Source organism: Citrobacter sp. U14242, from assembly GCF_046555775.1.
GTDB lineage: Bacteria > Pseudomonadota > Gammaproteobacteria > Enterobacterales > Enterobacteriaceae > Citrobacter.
Map to the genome: position 1 here is coordinate 125,698 of NZ_JBKGLW010000005.1, position 13,034 is coordinate 138,731.

At 53.6% G+C, this 13,034-nt stretch carries 13 protein-coding genes, 1 tRNA gene and 1 pseudogene; 10 read left to right on the forward strand and 5 right to left on the reverse strand.

Annotation, left to right across the window (positions count from 1 at the left end; all coding sequences use genetic code 11):
- From ACLJXE_RS09860 to ureG, 5 genes are read left to right on the forward strand one after another with little or no spacing between them, the layout of a single operon-like run.
- Window positions 1-321 carry an urease subunit beta gene (locus ACLJXE_RS09860; RefSeq protein ID WP_286629468.1) on the forward strand — a complete coding sequence of 107 codons (321 nt, stop codon included), beginning with the start codon at window positions 1-3 and terminating at the stop codon, window positions 319-321.
- Window positions 314-2,017 (forward strand): urease subunit alpha, encoded by a 1,704-nt coding sequence (gene ureC / locus ACLJXE_RS09865; RefSeq protein WP_410750762.1) that lies wholly within the window; start codon window positions 314-316, stop codon window positions 2,015-2,017. The genes ACLJXE_RS09860 and ureC overlap by 8 nt, the downstream gene beginning before the upstream one ends.
- Before the next feature lie 9 nt (window positions 2,018-2,026).
- Window positions 2,027-2,485 (forward strand): urease accessory protein UreE, encoded by a 459-nt coding sequence (gene ureE, locus ACLJXE_RS09870; RefSeq protein WP_410750852.1) that lies wholly within the window; start codon window positions 2,027-2,029, stop codon window positions 2,483-2,485.
- On the forward strand, window positions 2,485-3,156 hold the full coding sequence (locus ACLJXE_RS09875; protein WP_410750763.1) for an urease accessory protein UreF: 672 nt from the start codon (window positions 2,485-2,487) through the stop codon (window positions 3,154-3,156). The genes ureE and ACLJXE_RS09875 overlap by 1 nt, the downstream gene beginning before the upstream one ends.
- 9 nt (window positions 3,157-3,165) lie before the next feature.
- On the forward strand, window positions 3,166-3,783 hold the full coding sequence (gene ureG / locus ACLJXE_RS09880) for an urease accessory protein UreG (protein ID WP_410750764.1): 618 nt from the start codon (window positions 3,166-3,168) through the stop codon (window positions 3,781-3,783).
- Between the two features lie 48 nt (window positions 3,784-3,831).
- Here the strand turns inward: ureG and tsaD are convergent, their stop codons facing one another.
- Window positions 3,832-4,845: a tRNA (adenosine(37)-N6)-threonylcarbamoyltransferase complex transferase subunit TsaD gene (gene tsaD, locus ACLJXE_RS09885; RefSeq protein WP_038633989.1), complete on the reverse strand. Its 1,014-nt coding sequence runs from the start codon at window positions 4,843-4,845 to the stop codon at window positions 3,832-3,834.
- A gap of 236 nt (window positions 4,846-5,081) precedes the next feature.
- On the opposite strand from tsaD, the gene rpsU reads away from it, so the two are divergent.
- The 3 genes from rpsU to rpoD all read left to right on the forward strand — a co-directional run bounded on the left by rpsU (window position 5,082) and on the right by rpoD (window position 9,294).
- Window positions 5,082-5,297 carry a 30S ribosomal protein S21 gene (gene rpsU, locus ACLJXE_RS09890; RefSeq protein WP_001144069.1) on the forward strand — a complete coding sequence of 72 codons (216 nt, stop codon included), beginning with the start codon at window positions 5,082-5,084 and terminating at the stop codon, window positions 5,295-5,297.
- Window positions 5,298-5,535: 238 nt separating this feature from the next.
- Window positions 5,536-7,281: a DNA primase gene (dnaG, locus tag ACLJXE_RS09895; RefSeq protein ID WP_137382533.1), complete on the forward strand. Its 1,746-nt coding sequence runs from the start codon at window positions 5,536-5,538 to the stop codon at window positions 7,279-7,281.
- A 165-nt stretch (window positions 7,282-7,446) separates the two neighbouring features.
- Window positions 7,447-9,294: an RNA polymerase sigma factor RpoD gene (gene rpoD, locus ACLJXE_RS09900; RefSeq protein ID WP_003024699.1), complete on the forward strand. Its 1,848-nt coding sequence runs from the start codon at window positions 7,447-7,449 to the stop codon at window positions 9,292-9,294.
- Between the two features lie 51 nt (window positions 9,295-9,345).
- Here the strand turns inward: rpoD and mug are convergent, their stop codons facing one another.
- Window positions 9,346-9,852, reverse strand: coding sequence for a G/U mismatch-specific DNA glycosylase (mug, locus tag ACLJXE_RS09905; RefSeq protein ID WP_410750765.1), 507 nt, complete (start codon window positions 9,850-9,852; stop codon window positions 9,346-9,348).
- A gap of 124 nt (window positions 9,853-9,976) precedes the next feature.
- Here mug and ACLJXE_RS09910 point away from each other — a divergent pair.
- Both ACLJXE_RS09910 and ACLJXE_RS09915 read left to right on the forward strand, forming a co-directional pair.
- Window positions 9,977-10,052: transfer RNA gene (locus tag ACLJXE_RS09910), tRNA-Ile, on the forward strand.
- A 161-nt stretch (window positions 10,053-10,213) separates the two neighbouring features.
- Window positions 10,214-10,487, forward strand: a pseudogene (locus ACLJXE_RS09915) (cytoplasmic protein).
- On the opposite strand, the gene ACLJXE_RS09920 reads toward ACLJXE_RS09915, so the two are convergent.
- The 3 genes from ACLJXE_RS09920 to leuD form a co-directional block, all read right to left on the reverse strand.
- Window positions 10,432-11,397, reverse strand: coding sequence for a LysR family transcriptional regulator (locus ACLJXE_RS09920; protein WP_410750766.1), 966 nt, complete (start codon window positions 11,395-11,397; stop codon window positions 10,432-10,434). The pseudogene ACLJXE_RS09915 and the gene ACLJXE_RS09920 overlap by 56 nt on opposite strands.
- 33 nt (window positions 11,398-11,430) lie before the next feature.
- Window positions 11,431-12,345 (reverse strand): alpha/beta fold hydrolase, encoded by a 915-nt coding sequence (locus ACLJXE_RS09925; protein ID WP_410750767.1) that lies wholly within the window; start codon window positions 12,343-12,345, stop codon window positions 11,431-11,433.
- A 61-nt stretch (window positions 12,346-12,406) separates the two neighbouring features.
- Window positions 12,407-13,033: a 3-isopropylmalate dehydratase small subunit gene (gene leuD / locus ACLJXE_RS09930; protein WP_410750768.1), complete on the reverse strand. Its 627-nt coding sequence runs from the start codon at window positions 13,031-13,033 to the stop codon at window positions 12,407-12,409.
- Between the last annotated feature and the right edge of the window lies 1 nt (window position 13,034).

Below are 13,034 nucleotides of genomic sequence, written 5' to 3' on the forward strand. Positions count from 1 at the left end.
ATGATCCCTGGTGAATATCAGATCTCAACGGGAACTATCGCGATCAATTCGGGCCGGACAACCCGCACGATCGTGGTGGAAAATCATGGCGACCGCCCCATCCAGGTGGGATCGCACTATCACTTTTACGAAGTCAATCCGGCGCTACATTTTAACCGTCAGTCCGCACGTGGTTTTCGCCTGAATATTGCTGCGGGTACCGCAGTACGTTTCGAACCCGGACAAAAGCGGGAAGTCGAACTGGTGCGTGTGGCCGGTGCACAGCGGATCGTGGGTTTTCGCGGTGAAGTCATGGGTGCACTGGAGGCAGACAATGAATGAACTGTCCCGGCAAGCTTACGTTGACATGTTTGGCCCGACAACCGGCGATAAAGTACGGCTGGCAGATACGGAATTGTGGATCGAAGTAGAAAAAGACTTCACCACCTATGGAGAAGAGGTCAAATTCGGCGGCGGAAAAGTGATCCGCGACGGTATGGGGCAGGGTCAAATGCGCGCGCAAGCGTGTGTGGATCTGGTGATAACCAACGCGCTGATCGTCGATCACTGGGGGATCGTTAAAGCGGATATTGGCATCAAAAACGGCAGGATCTTCGCCATTGGCAAAGCAGGTAACCCGGATATTCAACCTGACGTCACGATCCCTGTCGGCGTTGGCACAGAAGCGATCGCCGGAGAAGGTAAGATCGTCACCGCTGGCGGTGTGGACACCCATATTCACTGGATCTGCCCGCAGCAGGCGCAAGAGGCACTGGTCTCTGGCGTGACGACAATGATCGGCGGTGGCACGGGACCGGCAGCAGGAACCCATGCCACCACCTGTACGCCAGGCCCATGGTATATCGCCCGTATGCTCCAGTCGGCTGACGCGCTGCCGGTCAATATCGGTCTGCTGGGCAAGGGCAATGGTTCGAATCCCGACACGTTACGCGAACAAGTCGCTGCAGGGGCGATTGGCCTTAAGATCCACGAAGACTGGGGTGCCACCCCGGCGGCTATCGACTGCGCACTGACCGTCGCTGATGAAATGGACATTCAGGTCGCGCTGCACAGCGACACGTTGAATGAGTCTGGCTTCGTCGAAGATACGCTGGCAGCAATTGGCGATCGCACTATTCATACCTTCCACACCGAAGGGGCGGGTGGTGGCCATGCGCCGGACATCATCACCGCCTGCGCACACGCGAATATACTGCCCTCTTCTACCAACCCAACGCTGCCTTACACCGTCAACACCATCGACGAGCACCTCGATATGTTAATGGTCTGTCACCACCTCGACCCGGATATCGCCGAGGACGTGGCTTTTGCCGAATCGCGTATTCGTCGGGAAACGATCGCCGCCGAAGATGTGCTGCACGATATTGGCGCATTTTCCCTGACCTCATCGGATTCTCAGGCCATGGGACGCGTGGGAGAAGTGATCCTGCGTACCTGGCAAGTGGCGCACCGCATGAAGGTACAGCGCGGTCCGCTGGCGGAAGAAACCGGCGATAACGATAACCAACGCGTTAAACGCTATATCGCCAAATACACCATCAACCCGGCGCTGACCCACGGTATCGCCCACGAAGTCGGTTCCATTGAGGTTGGTAAACTGGCTGACCTGGTGCTGTGGTCACCGGCATTCTTTGGTGTAAAACCGGCAACGATCATTAAGGGCGGGATGATTGCCTGTGCGCCGATGGGCGATATCAATGCCTCGATCCCGACTCCGCAGCCGGTGCATTACCGCATGATGTTTGGCGCGCTCGGCGCGGCGCGGCATCACAGTCGTCTGACATTTATCTCTCAGGCTGCTGATGCGCTAAACCTCCCGCTACAGCTCAATCTGCAAAGTGCCATCGCTGTCGTTAAGGGCTGCCGGACGGTGAAAAAAGCCGACATGATCCACAACAGCCTACAGCCCAATATCACCGTCGATGCCCAAACCTACGAGGTGCGTATTGATGGCGAACTTATCACCAGCGAACCGGCAGATGTGTTGCCGATGACGCAACGCTATTTCCTGTTTTAAGGAGTGATGATGATCTATCTGACCCAACGCCTTAACCACGCCCACCCAGTCACCGCAAGCGTCACACTACCCATTGATGTTCGGGTAAAAAGTCGCGCCAGAGTCGCGTTGAACGACGGCCGCGAAGCCGGGCTGATGCTACCGCGAGGTTTACTGTTGCGCGCCGGCGATCTGCTGACCAACGACGAAGGCAGCGAAGTCGTCGAAGTCATCGCCGCGCCGGAGTCGGTTTCTGTCGTGCGCTGCGCCGATCCTTTCCTGCTCGCTAAAGCCTGTTATCACCTCGGCAACCGCCACGTTCCGCTGCAAATCCTGCCCGCTGAATTGCGCTACCACCACGATCATGTGCTGGACGATATGCTGCGCCAGTTCAACCTCGAGGTCACGTTCGCCCAGTTGCCGTTTGAACCGGAAGCAGGTGCTTATGCCAGCGAGTCACATGGCCATCATCACGGTCATGCGCACTGATGCATAGCACCCAACAGCTGCGCCTGATGCAGCTTGCCAGCAGCAGTTTACCGGTGGGAGCGTTTACCTGGTCCCAGGGGCTGGAGTGGGCGGTCGAGATCGGCTGGGTGACAAGCGTCGATGACTTCTCTGACTGGCAAATCCAGCAGATGGAGCACAACTTTTTTACCGTCGACATGCCGCTGCTGGCGAGATTATATCGCGCCTGTGAGCAGGACGATCTCGCCGCCGCGCGCCGCTGGACCGCTTACCTGCTGGCCTGCCGGGAAACCCGCGAACTGCGGGATGAAGAACGCAGCCGGGGCATAGCCTTTACGCGCCTGGTCACCGACTGGGAGCCCGGTTGTTCCCCGCAATGGCGCGCGCTCTTTAGTGAAAGCCAGCTGTGCGGCATGGCCTGGCTGGGTGTGCGCTGGAAAATCCCACTGACAGAGCTGGCGTTAAGCTTCGGCTACAGCTGGATTGAAAGTGCGGTGATGGCCGGCGTCAAACTGGTCCCCTTTGGTCAGCAGGCGGCGCAGCGCTTGATTATCTCGCTTTGCGATCGCTATGCACAGGGTCTGGCACAGGCACTGGTTTGCCCTGACATTTGTCTCGGCTCCTCTACGCCACTGGCCGCCATCGCCTCTGCCCGGCACGAAACGCAATATTCCCGACTATTCCGCTCCTGAGGAGAAAACATGAGTGCACACAAACCCCCCCTGCGCGTGGGCGTAGGCGGCCCGGTGGGTTCCGGAAAAACCGCGCTACTGGAGGCATTATGCAAAGCCATGCGCAACACCTGGCAACTTGCCGTCGTGACCAACGATATCTACACCAAAGAAGATCAGCGCATTCTCACCGAGGCTGGCGCACTGGAGCCTGAACGGATTGTCGGCGTGGAAACCGGCGGCTGCCCACATACCGCAATCCGTGAAGATGCGTCAATGAACCTGGCGGCAGTAGAAGCGCTGAGCGACAAATTCGGCAATCTGGATCTGATCTTCGTGGAAAGTGGCGGCGATAACCTGAGCGCCACCTTTAGTCCGGAACTGGCCGACCTGACGATCTACGTGATCGACGTTGCCGAGGGCGAAAAGATCCCGCGCAAAGGTGGCCCTGGGATCACAAAATCAGATTTTCTGGTGATCAACAAAACCGATCTGGCACCCTACGTCGGTGCCTCGCTGGAGGTCATGGAACGCGATACCCTGCGCATGCGCGGCGAGCGGCCATGGACATTCAGCAACTTAAAATCCGGAGAGGGTCTGGAAACCATTATCGCGTTTCTGGAAGAGAAGGGGATGCTGCGGATGTAGCGTATTGCCCGGTGGCACTGCGCTTCCCGGGCCTACGATATTGTGAGCTTATGCCGCCGGTAATTCCGCCAGCGGCCAGCGTGGACGTACCGTCACGCCAAGATCGGCCGTCGCGCCAGCTTTAAAACGCACCATGCCGGCATAGGCGATCATTGCCCCGTTGTCAGTGCAAAATTCCGGACGCGCATAGAACACTTCACCACGGCGTTTTTGCATCATCTCGGCCAGCTTTGCACGCAGCGTACGGTTCGCACTGACGCCTCCCGCCATCACCAGACGTTTAAAACCGGTTTGATCCAGTGCGCGCTTGCACTTGATCATCAGCGTATCGACTACCGCATCTTCAAAGGCTCGGGCGATATCTGCGCGAGTCTGATCGTCATTTTCGTTATTACGAATGGTATTCGCAGCAAACGTTTTCAGACCAGAGAAGCTGAAATCCAGTCCCGGGCGGTCAGTCATTGGACGCGGGAAGACAAAACGCTTTTCGACGCCCTGTGATGCCAGTTTTGACAGCATTGGACCACCAGGATAATCCAGCCCCAGCAGCTTGGCTGTTTTATCGAATGCTTCACCTGCCGCATCATCAATCGATTCGCCCAGCAGTTCATACTGGCCAATTCCGGTGACACTAATCAGCTGCGTATGACCGCCGGAAACCAGCAGCGCGACAAACGGGAATGCAGGCGGATTTTCTTCCAGCATTGGGGCTAACAGATGGCCTTCCATGTGGTGTACAGGAATTGCCGGAACGCCCCAGGCAAATGCCAGCGAACGCCCCACGGTTGCGCCGACCAACAGCGCACCAACCAGGCCAGGACCTGCGGTATAAGCTACCGCGTCAATCTCTTTGGCTGTCAGTCCCGCCTCTTTCAGCGCGGCCTGGATCAGCGGTACGGTTTTACGCACATGATCGCGCGAAGCCAGTTCTGGCACCACGCCGCCGTAGTCAGCATGTAATTTCACCTGACTATACAATTGGTTGGCTAAAAGACCTTTTTCATCGTCGTAAATGGCGATGCCGGTTTCATCGCAGGATGTTTCAATGCCCAATACACGCATGACTTGTTTTACCTCGCTCTATTACCGCGCAGTGTAGGACCAATGCGGGTTGATGTAAAACTTTGTTCGCCCCAGGAGTTCCGCTCGTGTATACTCCTTGTCCTTATAAAAGTCCCTTTCAAAATCGCGTCGGTGCTTTACAAAGCAGCAGCAATTGCAGTAAAATTCCGCACCATTTTGAAATAAGCTGGCGTTGATGCCAGCGGCAAACCGAATTTATTAAAGGTGAGAGTTACATGCCGGTAATTAAAGTACGTGAAAACGAGCCGTTCGACGTAGCACTGCGTCGCTTCAAGCGTTCATGCGAAAAAGCAGGTGTTCTGGCGGAAGTTCGTCGTCGTGAGTTCTATGAAAAACCGACTACCGAACGTAAGCGCGCTAAAGCTTCTGCTGTGAAACGTCACGCGAAGAAACTGGCTCGCGAAAACGCACGCCGTACTCGTCTGTACTAATCCATTGAGAGCCAACGCTCTCAATTCAGACTGAGTTGTAGTTGTAAGGCCGTGCTTCCGGAAGGAATGCGCGGCTTATTTTCGTTTATACACGTCATCATTCAAGCTGCCTCTGTGTTGGCTGCAGTCGCTCACCCCAGTCACGTACTAATGTACGCTCCTGAGGATTCGCTCCCTTGCCGCCTTGATGCATCCTGAATGATTTTGTGTATATGAGTCATCAAAAAAACAGGGGCATATGGCTGGACGAATTCCTCGCGTATTCATTAATGACCTGCTGGCAAGAACCGACATTGTCGATCTCATCGACGCGCGGGTAAAGCTGAAAAAGCAGGGCAAAAATTATCACGCGTGCTGTCCGTTCCATAACGAAAAAACCCCCTCTTTCACCGTAAACGGTGAAAAACAGTTTTATCACTGCTTTGGGTGTGGTGCACACGGCAACGCCGTCGACTTTCTCATGAACTACGACAAGCTCGAGTTCGTGGAAACCGTCGAAGAACTGGCCGCAATGCACAACTTAGAAGTGCCCTATGAAGCAGGCAGTGGCCCCAGTCAGATAGAGCGCCATCAACGGCAAAGTCTTTATCAATTGATGGACGGCCTGAACACTTTTTATCAACAGTCTTTGATGCAACCCGCCGCTACCCCTGCGCGCCAGTACCTGGAAAAGCGAGGATTAAGTAGCGACGTTATCACCCGTTTTGCCATTGGTTTTGCGCCCCCCGGTTGGGACAACGTCCTGAAACGGTTTGGCGGCAATCCCGAGAATCGCAAATCGCTGATCGACGCGGGAATGTTGGTCACCAACGATCAAGGACGCAGTTACGATCGCTTCCGCGAACGGGTGATGTTCCCCATTCGTGATAAACGTGGTCGGGTCATTGGTTTTGGTGGACGTGTGCTGGGCGATGCCCTGCCGAAGTACCTGAACTCCCCGGAAACCGATATTTTCCATAAAGGCCGTCAGTTGTATGGCCTTTATGAAGCCCAACAGGATAACGCCGATCCGCAGCGTCTGTTAGTGGTCGAAGGCTATATGGATGTGGTGGCGCTGGCGCAATACGGCATTAACTACGCCGTGGCATCCCTGGGGACGTCAACCACCGCCGATCACATTCAGCTGTTGTTCCGTGCGACGAACAACGTCATCTGCTGCTACGACGGTGACCGCGCCGGGCGCGACGCAGCATGGCGCGCGCTGGAAACCGCACTGCCTTATATGACAGACGGCCGCCAGCTACGTTTTATGTTTTTACCTGACGGCGAAGACCCCGATACGCTGGTGCGTAAAGAAGGGAAAGAGGCTTTCGAAGCCCGAATGGAGCAGGCTTTACCGCTCTCCGCATTTTTGTTCAACAGCCTGTTGCCGCAGGTCGATTTGAGTACCCCGGACGGGCGCGCACAGCTCAGTACGCTGGCGCTACCGCTGATCACTCAGGTTCCAGGCGAAACGTTGCGCATTTATCTGCGACAGGAGTTAGGGAACAAGCTCGGCATCCTGGATGACAGCCAGCTTGAACGTTTAATGCCAAAACTGGCAGAAAATGGGGCTTCCCGCCCTGTTCCACAGCTAAAACGTACGACCATGCGTATACTTATAGGGTTACTGGTGCAAAACCCGGATTTGGCCCCGCTGGTTCCGCCGTTAGGTGCACTGGATCAAAATAAGCTGCCTGGACTTGGCTTATTCAGAGAACTGGTCAACACTTGTCTGTCTCAGCCAGGTCTGACCACCGGACAACTTTTAGAGCACTATCGCGGTACAAATGATGCTGCGACCCTTGAAAAACTGTCGATGTGGGACGATATAGCAGATAAAGATATCGCAGAAAAAACCTTCACCGACTCACTCAACCATATGTTTGATTCGATGCTTGAACTGCGCCAGGAAGAGTTGATAGCTCGTGAGCGCACACACGGTTTAAGCAGCGAAGAACGCCGGGAACTCTGGACGCTGAACCAGGAACTGGCCAAGAAATAAACTGAAAGACAACAGTATTTAACGGCTTAACTGCCGAATATCGATCGGGAAGCCCCCGACAGCCGCACGGAGAGGCAGCGGCAAAATATAAGTATGCCCTCGTTTTGCCGTTGGCGGTTTTACCGCCCAACACCAATCAAACGAATTAAGTGTGGATACCGTCTTATGGAGCAAAACCCGCAGTCACAGCTGAAGCTTCTTGTCCAACGTGGTAAGGAGCAAGGCTATCTGACCTATGCCGAGGTCAATGACCATCTGCCGGAAGATATCGTCGATTCAGATCAAATCGAAGACATCATCCAAATGATCAATGACATGGGTATTCAGGTGATGGAAGAAGCACCGGATGCCGATGATCTGCTGCTTGCTGAAACCTCCAACAGTACCGATGAAGACGCGGAAGAAGCGGCTGCTCAGGTTCTGTCCAGCGTTGAATCCGAAATCGGCCGTACAACTGACCCTGTCCGCATGTACATGCGCGAAATGGGTACCGTTGAACTGTTAACCCGTGAAGGCGAAATCGACATCGCTAAGCGCATCGAAGACGGGATTAACCAGGTTCAATGCTCCGTTGCCGAATACCCGGAAGCCATCACCTATCTGCTTGAGCAATACGATCGCGTAGAAGCTGAAGAAGCACGTCTTTCCGATCTGATCACCGGCTTTGTCGATCCGAACGCAGAAGAAGACATGGCGCCAACCGCGACCCACGTCGGCTCTGAACTCTCTCAGGAAGAGATGGATGACGACGAAGACGAAGATGAAGAAGACGGCGACGACGACAGCAGCGACGACGACAACAGCATCGACCCTGAATTAGCGCGCGAGAAATTCGGTGAACTGCGTACCCAGTACGAAATCACCCGCGACACGATCAAAGCGAAAGGCCGCAGCCATGCAGCCGCGCAGGAAGAAATTCAGAAGCTGTCTGAAGTATTCAAACAGTTCCGCCTGGTGCCAAAACAGTTCGACTACCTGGTAAACAGCATGCGCGTCATGATGGACCGCGTGCGTACTCAGGAACGTCTGATCATGAAGCTCTGCGTTGAGCAGTGCAAAATGCCGAAGAAGAACTTCATCACTCTGTTCACCGGCAACGAAACCAGCGAAACCTGGTTCAACGCGGCAATCGCGATGAACAAACCGTGGTCTGAAAAACTGCACGATGTGGCAGATGATGTTCACCGCGGCCTGCAGAAACTGCAGCAAATTGAAGAAGAAACCGGCCTGACCATCGAGCAGGTTAAAGACATCAACCGTCGTATGTCCATCGGTGAAGCGAAAGCCCGCCGTGCGAAAAAAGAGATGGTTGAAGCAAACTTACGTCTGGTTATCTCCATCGCCAAGAAATACACCAACCGTGGTCTGCAGTTCCTGGATCTGATTCAGGAAGGTAACATCGGTCTGATGAAAGCGGTTGATAAGTTTGAATACCGTCGTGGTTACAAGTTCTCTACCTATGCAACCTGGTGGATCCGTCAGGCGATCACCCGTTCGATCGCGGATCAGGCGCGTACCATCCGTATCCCGGTACATATGATTGAGACCATCAACAAGCTCAACCGTATCTCCCGCCAGATGCTGCAAGAGATGGGTCGCGAACCGACGCCGGAAGAACTGGCTGAACGTATGCTGATGCCGGAAGACAAGATCCGTAAAGTGCTGAAGATCGCTAAAGAGCCTATCTCCATGGAAACGCCGATCGGCGACGATGAAGATTCGCATCTGGGGGATTTCATCGAGGATACCACCCTCGAACTGCCGCTGGATTCTGCCACCACTGAGAGCCTGCGTGCTGCAACGCACGACGTTCTGGCTGGGCTTACCGCACGTGAAGCGAAAGTTCTGCGTATGCGTTTCGGTATCGATATGAACACCGACCACACGCTGGAAGAAGTGGGTAAACAGTTCGACGTTACCCGCGAACGTATCCGTCAGATCGAAGCGAAGGCGTTACGCAAACTGCGTCACCCGAGCCGTTCTGAAGTACTGCGCAGCTTCCTCGACGATTAATCTCGTTGCAGCCGTATAAGCATAAACGCCACCGCAAGGTGGCGTTTTTATTTACAGCCCGCGCATAATTAGCGCGTCATTCAACTCCCGATACGCCTCCACTAACTTATCCAGCGTAATACGGCTTAACCCACTGGGGTTCGGCAATACCCAAATCTGCGTTGCACCAATCGTCAGTGTCTGTTTTCCCCACTGCGCGCCACGTTGACTGAACCCCTGCTCAAATGCCTGCTTCCCGAGGATTGCGAGCGCATCTGGCTGGTACTCTTCTATCTTCCCGATGAGCTTACGGCCACCGCTACGCATCTCCTGTAGCTTAACCTCATTGGCCTGTACCGTTGGTCTGTCGACGAATTTGGTGACACCGCAGCGGAAGTCCAGTAGGTGTTGCGCCTCTTCCGGCTTTAGCTGGCGTTCGGTAAATCCCGCCTGATGAATAACCTTCCAGAAGCGGTTAGCCGGATGCGCGAATGGGAAGCCGGTCCCCGCAGAAGACAACCCCGGATTGATGCCGCAAAACACCACCCGTAGCCCCGGCGCCAGTATGTCCTTAACCATAATTACTCCGAACAATACATCAAGGGACAAGTATAACGGACTGAAAATACATTGTTTATAAAAACAGCATCCGTACGCTTATGTCTGGATTGCAACGCGGAGTTACTTTATAATCCACCGCCACGGCCCCTTAGCTCAGTGGTTAGAGCAGGCGACTCATAATCGCTTGGTCGCTGGTTCAAGTCCAGCAGGGGCCACCATATTTCAAGGGCTTGCGAGAAATCGCAGGCCCTTTTTAGTACCGATTATTCCTCTCATAAGTTACCCCCAGTGTTTATGCCTTTCTGCCAACGCCATCTGGCCGATATTAATCTTCCCCTCAACCTCCGATAATCGTCTCCCAAAAATCAGGAGGTAAAATATGACGCTAAAACCAGGTGAGAACTCCGGTAACAACGGAGGTATCTATGTGGAGGTCGGGCCACGTGGTGGGGTAAAAGATAACTTTGCCACTATCGCGGACAACAAAACCGCGCCACCAACGCAAAGTCCTAAAAGCCACTGGGTGCTGGCAAAAAGAACACCCAACAGTAAACGTAAGTAAGGGCATCCAGCGCCACTACAGTTGGCGCCTACTGCTTACAGCACATCCGGTGTTTTGCCGCCAGGCAAGCATTGCGCAAAATGTTCAGTGAGGAAATCTATACAGGTTTTGATACGATCAGAGCTTGATGAACGCCGGGTATATACGGCCCAGATATTCGCTTCCTGATACCACTGGGGCAATACGTGAACCAGTTCACCGCGTGCAATATACTGCGCAACATCCCATTCCGACCGCAATGTAATGCCATGACCTTTCAATGCCCAAATGAGCACCACGCTGCCGCTGTTGGAAGAATGAAAACTGTTCAGTCGGCAATGTGTCTGCTGCCTGCCATCCGTTAATATCCAGTTGCCAAATGCCGAGTTTTTTTCCTGAATCATCAGGCAATCATGTTGCACAAGCGCACTAACAGACTCTGGTTTACCGTGGCGTTCGAGATACTCAGGGGAAGCACAAAGGATCCGGCGATTAGTGGACAACTGCCGTGCGATATACAATTCATTGATGTCATCCCCAACACGAATCTCAATATCGACTCCCTCCTCCACAAGATCCACTTCACGATCTGTTAGCATGAGTTTTACCGTGATATCAGGGTAGGCAATCATAAATGACGACAGCGCCTCTGCGACATATTTATGCCCAAAACCAAATGAGCAGTTGATGGTGATATGACCCGCCAATACGCCACGTTGATTATCCAGACGACTGACAAAGCCATCCATTTCACTGACGACCTGCATCGCCCCATCCAGCGCATTTTCACCTTCCGGTGTGAGACGCATCACTCTGTTATTACGGAAAAAAAGCCGAACGTTGAGGCATTTTTCAAGAATAGCGATACGTTTGCTGATATAGGAGGGGGATAGCCCCAGCTCCAGCGCTGCCCGGGCAAATCCACCGTTGCGGGCAACAGTGACAAAAACGAAAAGATCTTCAACAGAAGGCCAGCCCTCAAGAGGCTGGCGATGCTTTTTACCTACAAGCGTCGTTTTCATAACATCGCAGCGAGATGACGGAAAATGACAATGTTATAACACCGATCGCAAAAATGACTGCAGTTTCTGCATGAAGATCTCTGGGATCTCCTCTTGCAGAGAATGCCCGCAAGGCAATGCTTCACCCTGCACGTGCGTCGCTTTTTCTCTCCAGGTATCCACCACATCATACAACTGCCCGACCGTGCCCTGAGCTCCCCACAGCAGCAGTAACGGACACTCAATACGTGCAGACGCATCCGCAGCATCGTCTTCAAGGTCAATCGATGCCGCAGCACGATAATCTTCGCAGACCGCATGGATCATCTCTGGATTCTGGTAACAGCGCAGGTATTCATTGAACGCATCTTCTGATGTCGCCCCCGCCGTTTTCAACTGGCCTGCAATATGCTTACGCAGAAAAAATGCCGGATCGAGCGCGATCATTGTTTCCGGTAATGGAAAAGGTTGGATCAAGAAAAACCACCAAAAATAGCGCGTGGCAAACGCCTTATTGGTTAACGCGTACATTGTGGCTGTCGGGGCTATGTCGATGAACGTGCAACACGTCACACTGTCAGGATAATCAAGGGCCAGCCGGTGTCCCACTCGTCCTCCACGGTCATGCCCGACAAAAGCGAACCGCGGATAACCCAAAATCTCCATCAGCATGACAATATCCTGCGCCATCATACGCTTTGAATAGGTACGATGTGCCGGGTCACTCGCCGGCTTGTCGCTGTCTCCATAGCCCCGTAAATCCGGCAAAATCACCGTATGGCTTTTCGCCAATTCCGGTGCGACTTTGCGCCATGTGATGTGGTTCTGCGGATGGCCATGTAAGAGCACCAACGGCGAACCGTTCCCTCCGGTGGCAACCCGGATTATTAAACCATTTGGCAGTCGTACATCCTTTAATGCAAACCCTGGAATGAACGGAGAAGCGCCGCATTCAATAACTGTACTCATCACTGTCTCCTGTCTTCATTGCTTGTCCGACATTGCACCCGTTTCATCGCCATCTCTTTTCTTAGCCACCTGTGGATACCGGACGCTTTAACCATGGGCGACGTGCGTAATGCTGCGCCTCAAAATTTTCGATCTCTGGCAGATATTGCAGTGTCCAGGCAATCGCATCTTCGCCAGCGGCCAACATCTCTCGTTTGAGTTCACTAATGACAAAAGGAAGTGTTTCATCTGCTGTCACAATCTCGCAGCGTTCAAGAGAAACCGTGATCAAATTGCTGTCAGCCTTCGCAGCTAACAGTGCCAGACGAGCCAGAGACGCGTCATCCAAAGAGATTGTCAGGATCCCGTTGCGCTGGCAGTTGTCATCAAAAATCCCGGCGAAAGTGGAACCTAACAGCGCCCGGATGCCCAACTGTTTTAATCCCCAAACGGCATGTTCACGGCTCGATCCGCAGCCAAAATTGGGGCCGACCAGCAAAAACGTCGCGTCCTGCCAGCCCGGCATATTGAGAAAAAAATCGGGATTAGGCTGACCATTGCCCTGGAAACGGCGATCGAAAAACACCCCTTTATTCAATCCCTGACGATCGATCCCTTTCAGGAACTGTTTCGGCATAATCACATCGGTGTCGATATTCGGTTCCAGCATTGGCGCAATTCGCCCGCTCATTTGCTTAAACGTATCCATC

Excerpts from the sequence above, each read along its gene's own strand:
- ACLJXE_RS09875 (WP_410750763.1), top strand. The coding sequence starts at position 2,485 with ATGCATAGCACCCAACAGCTGCGCCTGATGCAGCTTGCCAGCAGCAGT.
- ACLJXE_RS09920 (WP_410750766.1), bottom strand. The coding sequence starts at position 11,397 with ATGAAAACGACGCTTGTAGGTAAAAAGCATCGCCAGCCTCTTGAGGGC.
- ureC (WP_410750762.1), top strand. The coding sequence starts at position 314 with ATGAATGAACTGTCCCGGCAAGCTTACGTTGACATGTTTGGCCCGACA.
- ureE (WP_410750852.1), top strand. The coding sequence starts at position 2,027 with ATGATCTATCTGACCCAACGCCTTAACCACGCCCACCCAGTCACCGCA.
- tsaD (WP_038633989.1), bottom strand. The coding sequence starts at position 4,845 with ATGCGTGTATTGGGCATTGAAACATCCTGCGATGAAACCGGCATCGCC.
- rpsU (WP_001144069.1), top strand. The coding sequence starts at position 5,082 with ATGCCGGTAATTAAAGTACGTGAAAACGAGCCGTTCGACGTAGCACTG.
- dnaG (WP_137382533.1), top strand. The coding sequence starts at position 5,536 with ATGGCTGGACGAATTCCTCGCGTATTCATTAATGACCTGCTGGCAAGA.
- leuD (WP_410750768.1), bottom strand. The coding sequence starts at position 13,033 with ATGGATACGTTTAAGCAAATGAGCGGGCGAATTGCGCCAATGCTGGAA.
- rpoD (WP_003024699.1), top strand. The coding sequence starts at position 7,447 with ATGGAGCAAAACCCGCAGTCACAGCTGAAGCTTCTTGTCCAACGTGGT.
- ACLJXE_RS09860 (WP_286629468.1), top strand. The coding sequence starts at position 1 with ATGATCCCTGGTGAATATCAGATCTCAACGGGAACTATCGCGATCAAT.
- ACLJXE_RS09925 (WP_410750767.1), bottom strand. The coding sequence starts at position 12,345 with ATGAGTACAGTTATTGAATGCGGCGCTTCTCCGTTCATTCCAGGGTTT.
- mug (WP_410750765.1), bottom strand. The coding sequence starts at position 9,852 with ATGGTTAAGGACATACTGGCGCCGGGGCTACGGGTGGTGTTTTGCGGC.
- ureG (WP_410750764.1), top strand. The coding sequence starts at position 3,166 with ATGAGTGCACACAAACCCCCCCTGCGCGTGGGCGTAGGCGGCCCGGTG.